The organism is Actinomycetota bacterium, assembly GCA_040905475.1.
Classification (GTDB): domain Bacteria; phylum Actinomycetota; class AC-67; order AC-67; family AC-67; genus DATFGK01.
The window spans coordinates 761-17,105 of the sequence record JBBDRM010000073.1; the positions used below are offsets into that span (position 1 = coordinate 761).

The following is a 16,345-nucleotide window of genomic DNA, read 5'->3' on the forward strand; positions in this document are numbered from 1 at the left end:
CCCGATCCCCCGCGGCACCGGGCGCGGGCGGGGCATCCGCCCGGCCCCCGCCACTGGCTTTCTCTGCTTAGGTCGATGTCTCGAAGACGAACGTCGCCACGCTCGCTCCGCCGGGCGGGCAATTCAGGAGCAGACGGGTCAGGATCGTCCCGACGCCGTTCTCACCGCCCCTCACGAAGAATGGTGTGGCGATCGGGAACGTCGAGATCGGCGCGCGCCAGGTCTCGCTCGTCACGGTCGTGACGCCGTTCCTCAGATTCGCCAGCGTGAGACTGACCTTGATCTTGAGGTCCGTCACGACGAGTCCGTCACACAGCCCCAACGTGGCCGAATGGCCGGAGCCGGTGATGATCCCGTCGAACGGGCCGTTGAGGAAGTCAAGGCACGGACCCGTCCCGCCGACGGTCCAATCCCAACCACCGCCCGGACCCTCGGTGATCACGACGTTTCCGTTCATGACGCAGCGGACCCGAGGTCCGGCTGATGCCGGGGCGGCCACCATGGCGACCAACGCCATCGTGAGAACGATCAGCGCGACCGCCCGCCCGATCCCTTTCGACCTTGCCATAACGTGTCACCTCCGTCGCTTGGGCGACTTCGGGCTCGACCGGCCAGCGAGCCGACCACCCCCTCCGAACCTGGAAAGGGCCGGATCGAACCACCTAACTCGCTTATTACCCCTTATTCGACGGATCCCCTGCGTAAGCAGACGAAGGAGACGAACCGGTCAAAAGGGGGGAGTGAGAAAAGGGGCCCCCCCCCCCCCCCGGCCCTGATCGTTGCTATCGCTTGGGCTTACCGCTCGATCGGAACCCCGACCAGCGATCCCCATTCGGTCCACGAACCGTCGTAGTTGCGAACGTTGGAGTAGCCGAGCAGCTCGTGCAGAACGAACCACGTGTGGGCGCTGCGCTCGCCGATGCGGCAGTAGGCGACGATGTTGCGGTCGGGAGTGATCCCTTCCCCTTCGTAGAGCTCCTTGAGCTTCTCCGTCGAGAGGAAGGCGCCCGACTCGGGATCGACCGACTTCGACCAGGGGATGTTCGCGGCCCCGGGGATGTGTCCCGGCTTCTGCGCCTGTTCCTGCGGCAGATGCGGCGGTGCGAGCAGCTCGCCGCGGAACTCCTCGGGGGAGCGGACGTCGACGAGCCCGTAGGACTTGTTGCCGACCACCTCGTCGCGTACCCAGTCACGGAACGCGCGGATGTCGTCGTTCGCGCCCATGACGTTGTAGCCCGACCCGGCCACGACCTTGGGTGGATCCTGCGTCAGCTCACGGCCCTCGAGCTCCCACTTCTTGCGGCCGCCGTTCATGAGCTTCACGTTGTCGTGACCGTAGTAGCGGAAGTACCAGTACGCGTAGGCCGCGAACCAGTTGTTGTTGCCGCCGTAGAGGACGACGGTGGTATCCGGCGTGACGCCGGCCTTGTCCATGAGCTTCGAGAAATCGTCCGGCCCGACGAAGTCACGCCTGAGCGCATCTTGCAGATCCTCGCGCCAGTTCAGCCCGACGGCATTCCGGATATGACCGCGCTCGTACGCGGCCGTGTCCTCGTCGACCTCCACGATCCGGATATCGGGGTTGTCGAGGTTCTCAGCGACCCAGTCGGTGTCGACGAGAACGTCCTTCGCGTAGCCTCCCATGTGGCCTCCTCCCCGGTTCGGCCTGCTAAACCCTGTTGGCACGGTGAAAACTCATATTGACCCCATCTGCCTGCGTATTGCAACTCAGATAGGGCGCACAATATCGTCCGTCCCGTGCCTTTCGCCGCGGCGACTCCAGATAACCCCGACAGCGTTCTCGAACTGTTCCTCTCGTTCTGGATCTCGCGCACGGTCATGGCCGCCGTCGAGATGGAGGTCTTCGACCTCCTCTGCGGTGACGGACTTCCCGAAGCCGATGCGGCGGCCGAGCTCGGGCTCGCTTCGAGGCCCGCCCGTGGCCTGTTCGACACGTGCGTCTCGGTCGGGTTGCTCGAACGATCCGACGGACGCCTGCGGACGACGGCCTCGGCGGAGCGCTACCTAACGTCCGGCTCCGAGTACTCGCTCCGGAACTACGCGCTGGACGAGCGCTGGTGCTGGGGCGGCTGGGGCCGGCTCGTTGAAGCGCTTCGGAGCGATGCGCCGACGCTCGAGCAGGATGAGGACGGCTACCACACGTTCCCGGCCGACTTCTTCCTCGACTTCCTCCACGGACATTCCCTCGCGATGGGCGACCGGCTGGCGGCCGCGGTTCCGCTCGGCGACGTCGGCAAGATCATGGACGTCGGCGGCGGTTCCGGCGCCGTTTCGATCGCGCTCTCGCGATCCAATCCGGCGCTGCACGCGGTCGTGATCGACCAGGCGCCGGTACTGGAGAAGACCCATCAGCACGTCGCGGAGGCCGGTCTCGCCGCCCGGATCGACACGCACGCCGCGAACGTGTTCGCCGATCCGCTGCCGGAGGGCTGCGACGCCGCGGTCATCGCGAATTTCCTCCACGACTTCTCCCCCGAGCGCGCCGCGACGATCCTCGGCCGCGTGGCAGACGCGCTCCCGTCCGGCGGACGTTTGATCGTGATGGAGATCGCGCCGGAGGACGACCGCTCGGGGCCGCCTCTGCCTGCGGTCTTCACCGTAACGATGATCGTCAACACAGAAGGCGGGATCGCGTACACCCGCGCCGAGCTCCGCGAGATGATCGAACGCGCCGGATTCGCGTTCGAGCGGGAGCACCGGCTGGGCGATCGCTACGTCACGACCGCGATCGAAGCGCGCAAGAGATGACCGCACGAGCTCTGCCCGCGAAGCGCATCGAGGCCAACAGCCTTACGCATCGCGTCGTCGACCAGAGCAAAGGGTCGTCTCGCGCGAGGGCTAGAGGTAGCCGAGCGCGGCCTTGGCTTCGTCGCTCATCTTCTCGGGTCCCCACGGCGGCTTGAATACCATGGTGAACTCCGAGCCTTCCAGGCCCGGCAGGAGCGACACGACCTGCTGCATCTGCGCTTCGATCAGCGGTCCGACGGGGCAGCCCATCGAGGTGAGGGTGTAGGTGACCTTCGCGACCCCGTCCTCGACCTCGATGTCGTACACGAGGCCGAGATCGACGATCGAGATGCCGATCTCGGGGTCGACGACGACGCGGATCGCTTCGCGCACCTGATCCGCCGTCGGCGGACCCTCACCGGCATCACCGTTCGTTGAGCCCGCTTCGGGCTTCGCTGCTTCTCCCGTGATCTCTTCCATCGCCGCCATTCTAGCGGCGTTCGACACCCTCGACGCGGCCAATCTATACTCGCCTCGCTCGGGCGATGGAGCCCGGGTGCTACGGATACAGCGAAGTCCGGTTAGATCCCGGCGCTGTCCCGCAACTGTGACGCCTCGCTCCTACCTGCGGTGGGGGCCAGGACGAGCCAGGACGCCTGCTCCGTGGCCACGAACGTCTGTCCTCGGAGGAAGGGCGGTTTGTGCGGTCGGCCTCTCACAGGCTCATCGCATCCTCCGGAGGAAAGGAGGAGCGGTGAGGAGATACCTGTCCATCATCTTGGTCGCGTTCGTCGCGGCCGCGTGCGGTGACGCGAGACCGGCGGGCACGCCGGCCGCGGTCGTCGGCTCGTTCCCGGCGACCGTCCAAGCGTCGGCCGGTCCCGTCACGATCCCGGCGCGCCCGGCGCGCATCGTTTCGCTGTCCCCCACCTCGACCGAGATCCTGTTCGCGATCGGCGCCGGTTCGCAGATGATCGCCGTCGACGACCAGTCGAACCATCCGGCGAGCGCACCGAGGACGACCCTGTCGGGATTCGAGCCGAACATCGAGGCGATCGCCTCGTACCAACCCGACCTCGTCGTGTTCTCCAACAAAGCGATCGCGGGGAAGCTGACGGCACTCTCGATCCCCGGCCTGTACCACGACGCGGCGGCCACGCTCGACGACACCTACCGACAGATCAACGAGTTGGGAACCGCGACGGGACACGTCGGCGACGCCGCGAAGCTCGTCTCGAGCATGCGCAAGGAGATCGGCGAGATTGCCGCGGCCGTGAAAGCACACGAGGGAGAGCCCGCCTACTACCACGAGCTCGACAGCACCTACTTCTCGGTGACGTCGAAGACCTTCATCGGACGCGTGTACGCGCTGCTAGGGCTGCGTAACATCGCCGACGCGGCCGACTCGCAGGGCACCGGCTACCCGCAGCTGTCCGCGGAGTACATCATCCAGGCGAACCCGGCCTTGATCTTCCTCGCCGACACCAAGTGCTGCGGGCAGAGTGCCGAGACGGTCGCGAAGCGCGCCGGCTGGAACCAGATCGACGCCGTCAAGGGCGGACACGTCATCGCCCTGGACGACGACATCGCGTCGCGGTGGGGCCCGCGGATCGTGGACTTCCTCCGCACCGTGTCCGACGCCTTGAACGCGTTGCCTGCGGCGGCCTGATGGCCGTCGCGTCGGTCCGCGAGCATCTCGGTGCGGACCGGGTTCGTCCGGCGCGGCTGCGGATCGGGTGGGTGGCCGGCGGCATCGCCTTCCTGTTCGCAGCCGTCGCCCTCGGGGTGTTCATCGGCCCCGTCGGCATCAGTCCGGTGCAGGCGCTCCGGCGCCTGGCCGGGCTGCTGCCGTTCATCGAAGACACGTCGAACCTGTCGGCCCAACACGAGGCGATCCTCGTGCAGCTGCGTCTGCCGCGGGTCGTGCTGGCGGCCATGGTCGGGGGAACGCTCGCGATCTCGGGCGCCGCGTACCAGGGCGCGTTCCGCAACCCGCTGGCGGATCCGTATCTGCTCGGGGCGGCGGCGGGAGCCGGCCTCGGCGCCACGATCGTTATCGCCTACACATCGGCGGGGTTCGGCTCGGACCTGATGCCGATCGCCGCGTTCGTCGGCGCACTCGCCGCGGTCGCGCTCGCCTACGCCGTCGGGCGAGCCGGAGGGATGGGGCGGACGGTGACCTCGCTGGTGCTCGCCGGCATCGCGATCACCTCCTTCCTGACGGCGATCCAGACCTACGTGCAGCAGCGCGAGTCGCAGACCCTGCGCGAGGTCTACGGCTGGATCCTCGGACGACTGACGACGGCAGGATGGAGCGACGTGGTGCTCGCGCTCCCCTACATGACGGTCGGGATCGCGGTGATCCTTTCGCATCGACGGCTCCTCGACGTGCTGTCGGTCGGAGACGAGGAGGCGACGAGCGTCGGCGTGCGAGCCGCACGCGTCCGGCTCATCGTCGTGATCGCCGCGTCGCTCGCGACGGCCGCGGCGGTCGCGGTCAGCGGGCTGATCGGTTTCGTCGGCCTGATCGTGCCGCACGTCGTCCGGCTCGTGGCCGGGTCGAGCTACCGTGTGGTCCTGCCACTATCGCTCGCGTTCGGCGGAGCGTTCCTGATCCTGTGCGACCTGCTCGGCCGCACGATGATCTCGCCGGCGGAGCTTCCGATCGGGGTCGTGACCGCGTTCTTCGGTGCCCCGTTCTTCGCGCTGATCCTGCACACGAGCCGCAAGACGCTATGACCGCGATCGAGGTTCGCGGGCTGTCCGTCACCCTCGGCGGCCGTAGCATCCTCCGCGACGTCTCTCTCGCGGTGGCCCCCGGCGAGTGGGTGGGCGTGATCGGGCCGAATGGAGCCGGCAAGACCACCCTGCTTCGCGCGATCGCGGCGCTGGTCCCGCGTTCGGGTGCGGTGACGTTCGACGGCCGGGACGCCGGCGCGCTCCGGCCGCGCGACCGCGCCCGATGCGTCGCGATCGTGGCGCAGCGGCCGCTCCTCCCCGACGCGATGAACGTCGCCGAGTACGTGCTCCTCGGCCGCTCGCCCTACGTGTCGTACTTCGGCACCGAGACGCGCACCGACGTCGCGGCCGTCGCGTCTGCTCTGGAGCGGCTCGGGATCGAGCGGTTCGCCGACCGGCCACTGGGGACGCTGAGCGGAGGCGAGCAGCAGCGAGCCGTGCTCGCGCGGGCGATCGCGCAGAACGCTCCGACGTTACTGCTCGACGAGGGAACCAGCGCGCTCGACGTCGGCGCGCAGCAGCAGGTCCTCGAGCTCGTCTCGGAGCTCCGGACGAGCGAGCAGCTGACGGTCCTGAGCGCGATGCACGACCTGACGCTCGCCGGACAGTTCACCGACCGCGTCGCGCTGCTGTCCGCCGGCGAGATCGTCGCGACCGGATCTCCCGAGGAGGTGATCCGCGAAGACCTCATCCGCGAGCACTACGGCGCGGAGGTCCGCGTCACCCACGGGCCGGACGGCATCGTGGTGTCGCCGGTCCGCTCCCGGCGCACGACATCCCAGGAGGTGCGGACGTGAGCGAGCCACCGCGCAACGCGCCGCCGCGCGCTCAGAAGAAGGCATCCTCGCTGGTGCTCGTCAACACCGGCGATGGGAAGGGGAAGTCGACGGCAGCGTTCGGGATGGCCATGCGCGCGGCGGGACGCGGCTGGCCGGTCTGCGTGATCCAGTTCCTCAAGTCGGATCGATGGAAGACCGGCGAGGAGCAAGCCGCGCGAACGCTCGGTATCGATTGGTGGACCCTCGGCGACGGGTTCACCTGGGACTCGGAGGACATGGAACGAAGCGAGGCCGTGGCGCGCGCCGCATGGGCTGCGGCCGTGGAGAAGATCGCCGGCGGCGATTACCGGCTCGTCGTCCTCGACGAGGTGACGTACCCGGTGATATGGGGCTGGATCGACGAGGCCGACCTCGTCGCCGCGATCCGCGCGCGCCCGCCGCACGTGAGCGTCATCGTGACCGGGCGGGGCGCGACGCCGGCGATCGTAGAGCTCGCCGACACCGTCACCGAGATGGTCAAGCGGAAGCACGCGTTCGACGCGGGGATCACCGCGCTCGCGGGGATCGAGTACTGATGGGTCTCACGCTGCTCATCGGCGGCGCCCGCAGCGGCAAGTCCGTTCTCGCGGTGCGCGCGGCGGAGGCGCACGACGGGCCGGTGACGTTCGTCGCGACCGCAGAACCGCGCGACGACGAGATGGCCGCGCGGATCGCTCAGCACCGCAGCACCCGCCCGGCCGACTGGGACACGGTGGAGGAGCCGATCGACCTCACCGGCGCGATCGCCGGCGCGCCGGTGCATGCCTGCGTGATCGTCGACTGCCTGACGCTCTGGGTCGCCAACCTTCTCGAGCGCGGCTCCGGTCGGGAAGACGTGGAAGCTCGTGCGATGGAAGCGTCCGAGTCGGCGGCCGGCCGGGTGGCTCCGGTGCTCGTGGTCACGAACGAGGTTGGCTCCGGCATCGTCCCTATGCATCCCGAGACGCGGTCGTACCGCGACTTGATGGGAGGCGTGAACGCGATCTTCGCTCGCCACGCCGAGCACGTCCTGCTGGTGGTGGCCGGACGTGCCCTCGCTCTCCCGCCGATCGAGGAGGTGCTGTCCGATGTCTTCGGTCGATGAGGAGATCGCGCGGCTGCTCAGGGAAGCGCCGGCGCCCGACGAGGAGTCACGACGTGCCGTGGCTTCCCGTGCAGAGCAGGTACTGAGACCCGCCGGGGCGCTGGCGAGGCTGGACGAGATATGCGGCTGGCTCGCGGCGTGGCAACGCACCGGCCGGCCCGTCGTGGCGCGTCCCGCGGTCGTCGTTTTCGTCGGCGATCACGGGGTCACTGCCGAAGGCGTCAGCGCCTACCCGGCCGCGGTAACCCCGGTGATGTTGCGAGCCCTGCGCGAAGGCGTCGCGACCGCCGCAGCGATGGCCCGCGCGGTGGGCGCCGAGCTGCACGCGGTCGACGTCGGCGCGGGACGGCCGACGGGGAACATCGTCCGCGAGCCGGCGATGGATGCGGAACGCTTCGCGGGATGCTTCGAGGCCGGACGATCCGCGGTCGTCGGGCTCGACTGCGATGTGCTCGTGCTCGGCGAGATGGGGATCGGCAACACGACACCGGCCGCGGCCGTCGCTGCCACCCTCTTCGGGGGGCCGGCCGAGGAGTGGACCGGCCGGGGAACCGGCATCGACGACGACGCCTGGGCACGGAAGGTCGCCGTGGTCGAGGCGGCGCGTGCCCGGGTGCCGTCCGAAGCCGGGCCGATCGAGATGCTTCGCGAAGCGGGCGGAGCCGAGCTCGCGGCCATCGCCGGCGCGGCGCTCGAGGCGCGGCTGCGGTCGATCCCGATCGTGCTCGACGGCTTCGTCGTCACCGCAGCCGTTGCGGCCCTCGAGGTCGCCGTGCCCGGATCGCTCGATCATTGCATCGCGGGGCATCGGTCTCCGGAGCCCGGACACGCGCTGCTGCTCTCCAAGCTCGGTAAGGAGCCGCTGCTCGAGCTCGGCATGCGACTGGGTGAGGCGAGCGGCGCGATCGCCGCGCTCCCGCTCGTCCGGCTCGCCGCCGCCGCCGTGCTCGAGGTGGCGACGTTCGAGGAGTTCGGGCTCAAACGGTGAGCGGATTCTTCGATGCGATGGCGCTCCTCACCCGGGTCCCGACGCGCGGCGGCGCCCACACCGAGCGAGCCGTCCCGTGGCTTCCGGTCGTCGGTGCGGTCATCGGCGTGGTCGTCGCCGGCATGTATGCATCGACGCGAGGGGCGGTCGGTCCCACCGCGGCCGCCGCGCTCGCCGTGGGTGCCGGGATCCTGCTGACGGGCGCCCTCCACGAGGACGGGCTCGCCGACACCGCGGACGCCTTCGGCGCCGGCGTGGGCCGCGAGCGAACGCTCGAGATCTTGAAGGATCCCAGACACGGAACCTACGGCACGCTGGCGCTCGTGCTCAGCGTCGTCGTACGGGTGGCCGCCCTGTCCGCGTTGACCGGGCTCGCGGCTGTGACGGCGCTGCCGGTTGCGCACTCGGTCAGCCGCGCGGCCGCCGGATGGATGCTCGGGCGACTGCCGGCGGCGACGCCCGACGGGCTGGGCGCGACGTACGCCGCCCCGGTGACCTCCCTGCAAGCGGGAGTCGCGCTGGGGATCGGCGCGATCGCCGCCGTGGGCCTCCTCGGGGTGTGGGGACTCGGCGCGGTCTCGCTGGCCGTCCTGGCGGCGTCGGGCGTGGGACGGCTGGCGGCATCAAAGATCGGCGGCATCACCGGGGACGTGCTCGGCGCGACGCAACAACTCTGCGAGATCGGGGTGTTGCTCCTGGCCGCCGCGGCGGCCCGCGCCGGTGGGGCCGTCCCGTGGTGGCAGGGCTAGAATTCGGTACTCGGAGCCCCCACTCGGAGGTTCGCCGGTGCCCTTCTGCCACACCTGCAGGGTCGAGTACCCGATCGACCTCGACGCGTGCACCGAATGCGGCGGCGTCCTCGTCGACGCCCCGACCCCCGAACGGCGGATCTACGCGGGCGCCGAAGCCGGCATGGTCGTCGTCGCGGTCCTGCCGCCCGAGCAAGCCTTCGTCGCGTCCGACCGGCTCGACCGCGGAGGGATCCCGAGCGCACTCCACGAGATCGGCGGCGACGGCGCCTCGATGGATCCCACGCACGTCAACGTCCTCGTCCCTCCGGCGCAGGTGGCCGACGCCCGGCGGGTGCTACGGGGGCGGCGCGTGCGCTCGGTGCCGATCATGACGTTCATGCTGATCGCCACGGCGATCGCGGTCTTCCTGTCGGGCCTGGTGGTCGTCGGGCGCTGGGTGCTCACGGGCTCGCCGGTCCCGGGCGGTTGACCCGCCGGAACAGAGCTACTTCGGCGAGCGAGGGACGAACGGGGGCCGCGTGACCCGGGCCTTCCCGCGCTTGCCGCGAACCACGACCTCGACGTCGTCCCCCTCTACCAGCGAGCCGGGAGGCTCCACGTAGGCGAGGGCGATCCCCGTCTTCAGCGTCGGCGAGAACGTGCCGCTCGTCACCGTCCCGAGCGTCCGTCCCCGGAGCTCCACCGTCGCGCCGTGGCGAGGGATGACCCGATCCACCATCTTGAGCCCGACGAGCTCCTTGCGAGGTGGGTTCGCCTCGAAGGCCGGCTTGCCGACGAAGTGGTCCTTCGAGACGGCCACCGCCCAGTCGAGGTGCGCCTCCCGCGGGGTTGTCGCGGTATCGATGTCGTTGCCGTGCAACGGATAACCCATCTCAAGGCGCAGCGTGTCGCGAGCCGCGAGGCCACACGGCTCGCCGCCGCGAGCTTTCACTTCCGCGAGCAATCCCTCCCACAGCGTCGGGGCTAGCTCGGCGGTCGTGAAGATCTCGTAGCCGTGCTCCCCCGTGTAGCCGCTGCGCGCGATCGCCACATCGCCGACGACCGCACACCGCATGTAGCCGAGTCCCGGCACGTTGTGGATCACCGAAGTCAACGCCTCTCGCGAACTGGGGCCTTGCACGGCGATCTTTGCGCGGAGCAGCTGCTCGATGCCGACGCCGGACGAGGCACGATCGCGGAGCCGTCGCTCCACTTCGTCGACGTTGGAAGCGTTCGGCACGACCAGGAACTCTCCGGGTAGGAACGCGTAGACGATGATGTCATCGACGATCCCGGCGTTGTCGTCGAGGATGAGCGTGTATCGCGCTCGTCCGGGTGCGAGATCGGTCATCCGATTCGACAGAACCCGATCGAGCAGTTCGCCGGCGCCGGCGCCCCGTACCCCGATCGTCCCGAGATGCGTCACATCGAACATTCCGACGCGTTGCCGGACGGCGGTGTGCTCCGCGATCGTCCCGGCGTAGGAGATCGGCATCTCCCACCCGGCGAAGGAGCCCATGTGCGCCCCCAGCGCGCGATGCGCTGCGTCGAGCGGCGAACGGCGGGCCTCCACGGCGGCGGAGCCTAGAGATTCTCGGAAAGACCGTCAACGTGGTGGGCGGCTGGTCCGCCGACCGGGCGGGTAGGATGGACGCGAGGAACGGATCAAGGAGCCGTCATGGGCGACGCATACGACCTGATCGTGCTCGGCGGCGGGACCGGCGGGTATTCCGCCGCGCTTCGCGCCGCGTCGCTCGGCATGAAGGTCGCCCTCGTCGAACGCGACAAGGTCGGCGGGACATGCCTGCATCGCGGGTGCATCCCGACCAAGGCGCTCCTGCACTCGGCCGAGGTCTACGACACGGCCCGAGACGCCGAACGCTTCGGCATAAAGGTCGGGGACGTTACCGTCGACTGGGCCGGCGTCCAGACCTACAAGCAGGGCGTCGTCGACCGGATGTTCAAGGGCCTCGAAGGGTTGCTCAAGCATCGCAAGGTCGACGTGATCGCGGGCACCGGAACGCTCCGCTCACCCACGACCGTGGCGATCGAGGGCCATGGGGAGATCACGGCCAAGAAGGTTGTGATCGCGACCGGTTCCGCACCCAAGCTGATCCCGGGGCTCGAGGTCGGCGAGCGCATCATCACCTCGGATCAGGCGCTGCCGCTGGATCGGATCCCCTCGAGCGCGATCGTGCTCGGCGGAGGATCGGTGGGCGTTGAGTTCGCGAGCGTGTGGCGCTCTTTCGGCGCCGAGGTCACCGTCGTCGAGATGCTGCCCTCACTCGTGCCGCTCGAGGACGCCGACCTCGGCAAGGAGCTCGAGCGCGCGTTCAAGAAGCGCGGCATCCGATCGCTCACCGGCTCGAAGCTCGAAGAGGCCACGGCCGGCGAGAAGAGCGTCACGGCGAAGATCACGACGAACGGCAAGGCGGAGACGCTCGAGGCCGAGCTTCTCCTCGTCGCCGTCGGCCGAGGGCCGGTGACCGAGGGCGCGGGACTCGAGGCGGCCGGCCTCAAGACCGACCGCGGCTTCGTCACCGTGAAGGGCTCGGGCGAGACGTCGGTGCCCGGCGTGTACGCCGTGGGCGACGTGATCCCGACGCCGCAGCTCGCGCACGTTTCGTTCGCGGAGGGCATCGCGGCCGCCGAGCACGCGGCCGGAAAGAACCCGCCGCCGATCGATTACGACGCGATCCCTCGCTGCACGTACTGCGGACCCGAGGTCGCGGCGGTCGGCCTGACCGAAGCCCAAGCCCGCGAGGGCGGGCACGACGTCGTCACGTCGAAGGTCGCGCTCGGGGCGATCGGCAAGGCGGTGATCCTCGGAGAGCCGTCGGGTTTCTGCAAGATCGTCGCGGCCAAGGACGGCGCCATCCTCGGCGTCCACTTCATCGGTCCCCGCGTGACGGAGCTCGTCGCGGAGGCGATGCTCGCCGTCGGATGGGAGGCCATGCCGGAAGAGGTCGCCGCGTTGATCCACCCGCATCCGACCCTGACCGAGTCGTTCGGCGAGGCGGCGCTTTCGCTGGCCGGCCGGGCGCTGCACTCGGCGTAGGAGCGTGCCGTGAGCGTGTCGGTCGAGCTTCCCCGGATGGGCGAGAACGTCACCGAGGGCACGATCGTTCGCTGGCTCAAGCAAGAAGGCGAGTGGGTTGAGGCCGACGAGCCGCTCGTCGAGATCTCCACCGACAAGATCGACACCGAGCTCCCCGCGCCCGCAGCCGGCAAGCTCACAAAGATCGTGGCGAAGGAGGATCAGACCGTCGAGGTCGGCGCCGAGATCGCCGTGATCGACGAGAGCGCGTCGAAGGACGGCGCCTCCAAAGCATCCGACGCTCCCGCGACCTCCTCGGCCGAGGCCGAGCCCGAGGCTCCGGAGGAGGAAGCGCCGACGGACCGCGGGTCGGCGACGGCCAACGGCGGCGACGGCCGTAAGGAAGGCGTCGGCGCGCTCTCGCCGCTCGTACGGAAGCTGGCGCGCGAGAACGACGTGGATCTCGCGGACGTGAAAGGCAGCGGCCGCGGCGGCCGCGTCACGAAGCAGGACGTCCTGGCTTTCCTCGAGGAGCGCGGCGCCAAGCCGGCGAAGTCCGGCCAGATCAAGACCCGCGACGCGAAAGAGGTCGCGCCTGCCCGTCCGGCCGCGGAGCCGGCTTCGGGGTTTGCCGTGCCTTCGGGCGCGAGCGAGGTGGTCCCGTTCAGCCGCATCCGCAAGGCGATCGCCGAGCACATGCGCCGGAGCCTCGGCACCGCGGCGCACGTGACCAACGTCATCGAGGTGGACATGACCCGTATCGCGGCGCTACGCGAGCGGGCGAAGGAAGACTTCAAAGGGCAGGAGGGCTTCGGACTCACGTTCCTGCCGTTCGTCGCCTCCGCGGTCGTTCAGGCCGTCCGTGCGTTCCCCGAGTTCAACGCGCACATCGACCCGGAAGCGACCTCGGCCACGCTGTTCCGCGAGGTGAACCTCGGCATCGCCGTCGGCAGGGACGAGGGGCTCATCGTGCCGGTGGTCAAGGGCGCCGACGGGATGAACCTGATCGGCATCGCGCGGGGCATCAACGACGTCGCGACGCGGGCGCGGACCAAAGGCGGCCTGAAGCCCGACGACGTGTCCGGCGGGACGTTCACGATCACCAACGGCGGATCGTTCGGCACGCTCGTCGAGACCCCGGTCATCAATCAGCCGCAGGCCGCGATCCTCGGCACGGGAGCGGTCGTCAAGCGTCCGATCGTGATGACGATCGACGGCGCCGACGCGATCGCGATCCGGCAGATGATGTACCTCTACCTCACCTACGACCACCGCTGGATCGACGGCCACAAGACCGCCCAGTTCAACGCCCGCCTGAAAGCGATCCTCGAAGAAGCGGACTTCGCTTCCGAGCTCGGGCTGGAGCCGTGAGGACGCTCCTCGCGGCGTGGCTCGGCCGGGTGGCGTACCGTCCGGCGTTCGAGCTGCAGCAGATCGTCGCGCAGCTCCGGGCGGAGAAGAAGCTGCCCGACACGCTGCTGCTGCTCGAGCACGAGCACGTATACACGCTCGGCCGCCGCGCTCCCGAGGAAGAGATCCTCCTGGATGCCGAGGCCCTCGCCGCTCGCGGTATCGCCGTGGAACAGACGGATCGCGGCGGTCGTGTCACCTATCACGGGCCCGGACAGCTGGTCGGCTACCCGATCATCTCACTGGGCGACACGGGCGACCTCGTCGGCTACGTCCGGTCGCTCGAGCGCGCGATGATCGCCGTCGCGGCGGACGCCGGCGTCGAGGCCGGCGTCGTCGAGGGGATCACCGGGGTATGGGTGGGCGACCGCAAGCTCGGCGCGATTGGGATCCACGTGTCGCGAGGCATCACGACCCACGGCTTCGCCATCAACGTCAACACCGACCTCTCGATGTTCAACGGGATCGTCCCGTGTGGATTCGTCGACCGTGGAGTCACGTCGTTGGCCGAGCAGCTCGGCCGGGACGTGTCCCTGGCCGACGTGGTCCGGTGGACGTCCAAGCGTGTCGGCGAAGCGCTTGGGGCCTTCCAAGTGATCGAGGCGTCGCCGGAGGAGCTCGGATTGGAGATGCCCCGTGTCCCTTCCTGAGCGCAAGCTGCTCCCGCTGATATCGGTCCAGGGTCCGGCACGGAACCTCGAGCACCCGTCCACGGTGGACGGTCGGCGCAAGCCGCCGTGGCTGAAGGTGCGGATGCAGCTCGGCCCGAACTACGCCGACCTGAAGGGCATCGTGCGCCGCGAGGGCGTCCATACGATCTGCGAGGAGGCGTCGTGCCCGAACATCTACGAGTGCTGGGAGGAACGCGAGGCGACGTTCCTTATCGGAGGTGATCGCTGCACACGCCGGTGCGCGTTCTGCGACGTGACCACCGCACGACCCGAGAGCTACGACGTCGAAGAGCCGCGCCGGGTAGCCGAGTCCGTCGAGCAGATGGGCCTGCGCTATGCGGTGATCACGAGCGTCGCGCGCGACGACCTCGCAGACGGCGGCGCGTGGCTCTTCGCGGAGACGACCCGAGAGATCCGTGCCCGCGTCCCGGGATGCAGCGTGGAGCTCCTCGTCCCTGATTTCAAGGGATCCGAGGAAGCGCTCCGGACGGTGTGCGAAGCCGAGCCCGAGGTGTTCGCCCACAACATCGAAACGGTTCCCCGCCTGTTCGATCGGATCCGGCCGGCGTTCACGTACCCGGGGTCGCTCGAGCTGCTCCGTACGGCGCGGGCCGCCCTCCCCCCGACGAGCTACACGAAGTCCAACGTCATCGCCGGCATGGGCGAGACCCACGAAGAGGTGCTCGGCGCGATGCGGGATCTGCGGGATGCCGGGTGCGACCTGCTTACGATCGGCCAGTACCTACGGCCGAGCCCGCTCCAGATGCCGGTGGTTCGTTACGTGACTCCGGAAGAGTTCGACGCCTGGCGCACGGCCGGTCGGTCGATGGGATTCGCTTGGGTCGAGTCGGGACCCCTCGTCCGTTCCTCGTATCACGCAGGGCGCCAGCATCGGGCCGCGCGGGTCCGCGGCGACTAAGCCAGACCCATCTTGCGGAGCTCGCCGGCGAGGTAGCTCGTGAAGACTTTCGCGCCCTTGCCGTTCAGGTGCACGAAGTCGGAGAAGTGATCCGGCGTCGGCGTAACCGACCGGCTCGCGTCGAGGAACGACGATCCCGTTTCCTGAACGAGGGTCTCGATCTCCTGCCGGAACTTCGCGTAGTCCTGTTCGCCGTTCGGATGGGCTCGGAGATAGTAGTCACCGATCGGCATCTCGACGATCACCACCTTGATCCCGGCGCTCCGGGCGCGCTCGACCATCCGACGAAGCGCCGCAGATTCCACGCCGCCGATCGTGTAGTTGCGGAGCCACGAGTTCCGCCGGCGGTCGACGAAATCCTGAACCTTCTCGGGCGAAGCGTCGACGACTCGGCGGCGCCGGCCGACGTCCAATCCGAAGGCCGTTATCGTGTCGCCCGGATTCGGCGGCCGATGCCCACGCAGCGCATCAACGAACGTGACCGGCTTGCGGAGCAAGGTTCGATACCGCCAAAGCGCGGACCAGGACATGATGCGGTGGTCCATCTGCTCGATAACGCTCGATCGCCCGGTCAGTCGACGCACCGCTTTCGAGTTTTCGAAGTACCTGAAGAACCCCTTCTGCGTGCCGGCGTCGTTCACATCCGTGGAGTTGACGCCGAGCACGATCACTTTGGGACGGAGCTTTGGGAAGACGAGATGCTCGGTCCAGATGTCCATGATCCGCGGGATCCCTCCCGGGAGCGCGGCGTTGTAGACGAGCGGGTTGCCGGGTAGCTCGGCACGGAGCTGGACCGGGTCGAGGCCGAAATGCATCGCCGACGTTCCGACCGTCACGATAGGTATCGGATCCTTCGCCGCGAGCGCCTCGATCTGGTCGGCTTTGGCTTGCGCCTCCCAATCGTGCCAATCGAGCGGCTCCACGAGACGGCCGTCCACCGCACGCAGCCCGACTTCCGCGCCGAACAGCAAGATGCCGAGGACGACGGCGATGACGAGCACACCCGACACCGACGGGCGGCGCAGGGGCGTCATGGAGTCATCGCTCGGCTTCCTCCGGGTAGATCCGTGCCGACACGCTCGGCAGGACGGTGGCCGTCATCAGGCTACCGTGCTTCGGCGCAGAACGGGCGACGGAGTGCTTGCCGGGCCCGACGGGTCTCGTCTACGCTCGCGTGGCCCACCACGACCGAGGAGGATG

General features: G+C 69.0%; 18 protein-coding genes and 1 riboswitch. Of the genes, 13 read left to right on the forward strand and 5 right to left on the reverse strand.

Translation table 11 applies throughout. The annotated features are described in order from the left end of the window. Positions 1-67: 67 nt before the first annotated feature. Positions 68-568 (reverse strand): hypothetical protein, encoded by a 501-nt coding sequence (locus tag WEB06_07405; GenBank protein ID MEX2555440.1) that lies wholly within the window; start codon positions 566-568, stop codon positions 68-70. A gap of 227 nt (positions 569-795) precedes the next feature. Continuing rightward, the gene (locus WEB06_07410; GenBank protein ID MEX2555441.1) at positions 796-1,644 is read right to left on the reverse strand and encodes a sulfurtransferase; all 849 of its coding nucleotides are present in this window, start codon (positions 1,642-1,644) and stop codon (positions 796-798) included. 114 nt (positions 1,645-1,758) lie between these two features. Here WEB06_07410 and WEB06_07415 point away from each other — a divergent pair, with 114 nt between their 5' ends. Next, the gene (locus WEB06_07415; GenBank protein ID MEX2555442.1) at positions 1,759-2,769 is read left to right on the forward strand and encodes a methyltransferase; all 1,011 of its coding nucleotides are present in this window, start codon (positions 1,759-1,761) and stop codon (positions 2,767-2,769) included. 90 nt (positions 2,770-2,859) lie between these two features. Here WEB06_07415 and WEB06_07420 read toward each other — a convergent pair whose 3' ends face one another. Next, the gene (locus WEB06_07420) at positions 2,860-3,228 is read right to left on the reverse strand and encodes a metal-sulfur cluster assembly factor (GenBank protein MEX2555443.1); all 369 of its coding nucleotides are present in this window, start codon (positions 3,226-3,228) and stop codon (positions 2,860-2,862) included. Between the two features lie 51 nt (positions 3,229-3,279). Then, positions 3,280-3,427: riboswitch (cobalamin riboswitch) on the forward strand. A 75-nt stretch (positions 3,428-3,502) separates the two neighbouring features. On the opposite strand from WEB06_07420, the gene WEB06_07425 reads away from it, so the two are divergent. The 8 genes from WEB06_07425 to WEB06_07460 are packed head-to-tail and all read left to right on the forward strand — an operon-like array spanning position 3,503 to position 9,598. Further along, positions 3,503-4,417, forward strand: coding sequence for an ABC transporter substrate-binding protein (locus tag WEB06_07425; protein MEX2555444.1), 915 nt, complete (start codon positions 3,503-3,505; stop codon positions 4,415-4,417). Continuing rightward, positions 4,417-5,487 carry an iron ABC transporter permease gene (locus WEB06_07430; GenBank protein MEX2555445.1) on the forward strand — a complete coding sequence of 357 codons (1,071 nt, stop codon included), beginning with the start codon at positions 4,417-4,419 and terminating at the stop codon, positions 5,485-5,487. The genes WEB06_07425 and WEB06_07430 overlap by 1 nt, the downstream gene beginning before the upstream one ends. Then, positions 5,484-6,284: an ABC transporter ATP-binding protein gene (locus WEB06_07435; GenBank protein MEX2555446.1), complete on the forward strand. Its 801-nt coding sequence runs from the start codon at positions 5,484-5,486 to the stop codon at positions 6,282-6,284. The genes WEB06_07430 and WEB06_07435 overlap by 4 nt, the downstream gene beginning before the upstream one ends. Next, positions 6,281-6,841 (forward strand): cob(I)yrinic acid a,c-diamide adenosyltransferase, encoded by a 561-nt coding sequence (cobO, locus tag WEB06_07440; GenBank protein MEX2555447.1) that lies wholly within the window; start codon positions 6,281-6,283, stop codon positions 6,839-6,841. Before WEB06_07435 ends, cobO begins: the two co-directional genes overlap by 4 nt. After that, positions 6,841-7,389 carry a bifunctional adenosylcobinamide kinase/adenosylcobinamide-phosphate guanylyltransferase gene (gene cobU, locus WEB06_07445; GenBank protein MEX2555448.1) on the forward strand — a complete coding sequence of 183 codons (549 nt, stop codon included), beginning with the start codon at positions 6,841-6,843 and terminating at the stop codon, positions 7,387-7,389. Before cobO ends, cobU begins: the two co-directional genes overlap by 1 nt. Then, on the forward strand, positions 7,373-8,377 hold the full coding sequence (gene cobT / locus WEB06_07450) for a nicotinate-nucleotide--dimethylbenzimidazole phosphoribosyltransferase (GenBank protein MEX2555449.1): 1,005 nt from the start codon (positions 7,373-7,375) through the stop codon (positions 8,375-8,377). The genes cobU and cobT overlap by 17 nt, the downstream gene beginning before the upstream one ends. Then, a complete protein-coding gene (locus WEB06_07455) occupies positions 8,374-9,126 on the forward strand; it encodes an adenosylcobinamide-GDP ribazoletransferase (GenBank protein ID MEX2555450.1) in 753 nt (250 codons plus the stop codon). The genes cobT and WEB06_07455 overlap by 4 nt, the downstream gene beginning before the upstream one ends. 37 nt (positions 9,127-9,163) lie before the next feature. Continuing rightward, a complete protein-coding gene (locus WEB06_07460; GenBank protein MEX2555451.1) occupies positions 9,164-9,598 on the forward strand; it encodes a hypothetical protein in 435 nt (144 codons plus the stop codon). Between the two features lie 15 nt (positions 9,599-9,613). Here the strand turns inward: WEB06_07460 and gcvT are convergent, their stop codons facing one another. Further along, entirely contained in the window at positions 9,614-10,681 is a 1,068-nt protein-coding gene (gene gcvT, locus WEB06_07465; GenBank protein ID MEX2555452.1) for a glycine cleavage system aminomethyltransferase GcvT, read from the reverse strand. A 105-nt stretch (positions 10,682-10,786) separates the two neighbouring features. Between gcvT and lpdA the strand changes: the two genes are divergently transcribed. The 4 genes from lpdA to lipA are packed head-to-tail and all read left to right on the forward strand — an operon-like array spanning position 10,787 to position 15,145. Then, the gene (lpdA, locus tag WEB06_07470) at positions 10,787-12,166 is read left to right on the forward strand and encodes a dihydrolipoyl dehydrogenase (GenBank protein MEX2555453.1); all 1,380 of its coding nucleotides are present in this window, start codon (positions 10,787-10,789) and stop codon (positions 12,164-12,166) included. Between the two features lie 9 nt (positions 12,167-12,175). Then, positions 12,176-13,516, forward strand: coding sequence for a dihydrolipoamide acetyltransferase family protein (locus tag WEB06_07475; GenBank protein ID MEX2555454.1), 1,341 nt, complete (start codon positions 12,176-12,178; stop codon positions 13,514-13,516). Next, positions 13,513-14,205: a lipoyl(octanoyl) transferase LipB gene (gene lipB, locus WEB06_07480; protein ID MEX2555455.1), complete on the forward strand. Its 693-nt coding sequence runs from the start codon at positions 13,513-13,515 to the stop codon at positions 14,203-14,205. The genes WEB06_07475 and lipB overlap by 4 nt, the downstream gene beginning before the upstream one ends. Positions 14,206-14,221: 16 nt before the next feature. Then, positions 14,222-15,145: a lipoyl synthase gene (lipA, locus tag WEB06_07485; GenBank protein ID MEX2555456.1), complete on the forward strand. Its 924-nt coding sequence runs from the start codon at positions 14,222-14,224 to the stop codon at positions 15,143-15,145. On the opposite strand, the gene WEB06_07490 is transcribed toward lipA, so the two are convergent. After that, positions 15,142-16,179, reverse strand: a complete 1,038-nt coding sequence (locus WEB06_07490) for a hypothetical protein (GenBank protein ID MEX2555457.1) — start codon at positions 16,177-16,179, stop codon at positions 15,142-15,144. The genes lipA and WEB06_07490 overlap by 4 nt on opposite strands. Positions 16,180-16,345 lie beyond the last annotated feature (166 nt).

Coding starts and splice junctions, on each gene's coding strand:
- WEB06_07405 (MEX2555440.1), bottom strand. CDS start 568: ATGGCAAGGTCGAAAGGGATCGGGCGGGCGGTCGCGCTGATCGTTCTC.
- WEB06_07410 (MEX2555441.1), bottom strand. CDS start 1,644: ATGGGAGGCTACGCGAAGGACGTTCTCGTCGACACCGACTGGGTCGCT.
- WEB06_07420 (MEX2555443.1), bottom strand. CDS start 3,228: ATGGAAGAGATCACGGGAGAAGCAGCGAAGCCCGAAGCGGGCTCAACG.
- WEB06_07430 (MEX2555445.1), top strand. CDS start 4,417: ATGGCCGTCGCGTCGGTCCGCGAGCATCTCGGTGCGGACCGGGTTCGT.
- WEB06_07435 (MEX2555446.1), top strand. CDS start 5,484: ATGACCGCGATCGAGGTTCGCGGGCTGTCCGTCACCCTCGGCGGCCGT.
- cobU (MEX2555448.1), top strand. CDS start 6,841: ATGGGTCTCACGCTGCTCATCGGCGGCGCCCGCAGCGGCAAGTCCGTT.
- cobT (MEX2555449.1), top strand. CDS start 7,373: ATGTCTTCGGTCGATGAGGAGATCGCGCGGCTGCTCAGGGAAGCGCCG.
- lpdA (MEX2555453.1), top strand. CDS start 10,787: ATGGGCGACGCATACGACCTGATCGTGCTCGGCGGCGGGACCGGCGGG.
- WEB06_07490 (MEX2555457.1), bottom strand. CDS start 16,179: ATGACGCCCCTGCGCCGCCCGTCGGTGTCGGGTGTGCTCGTCATCGCC.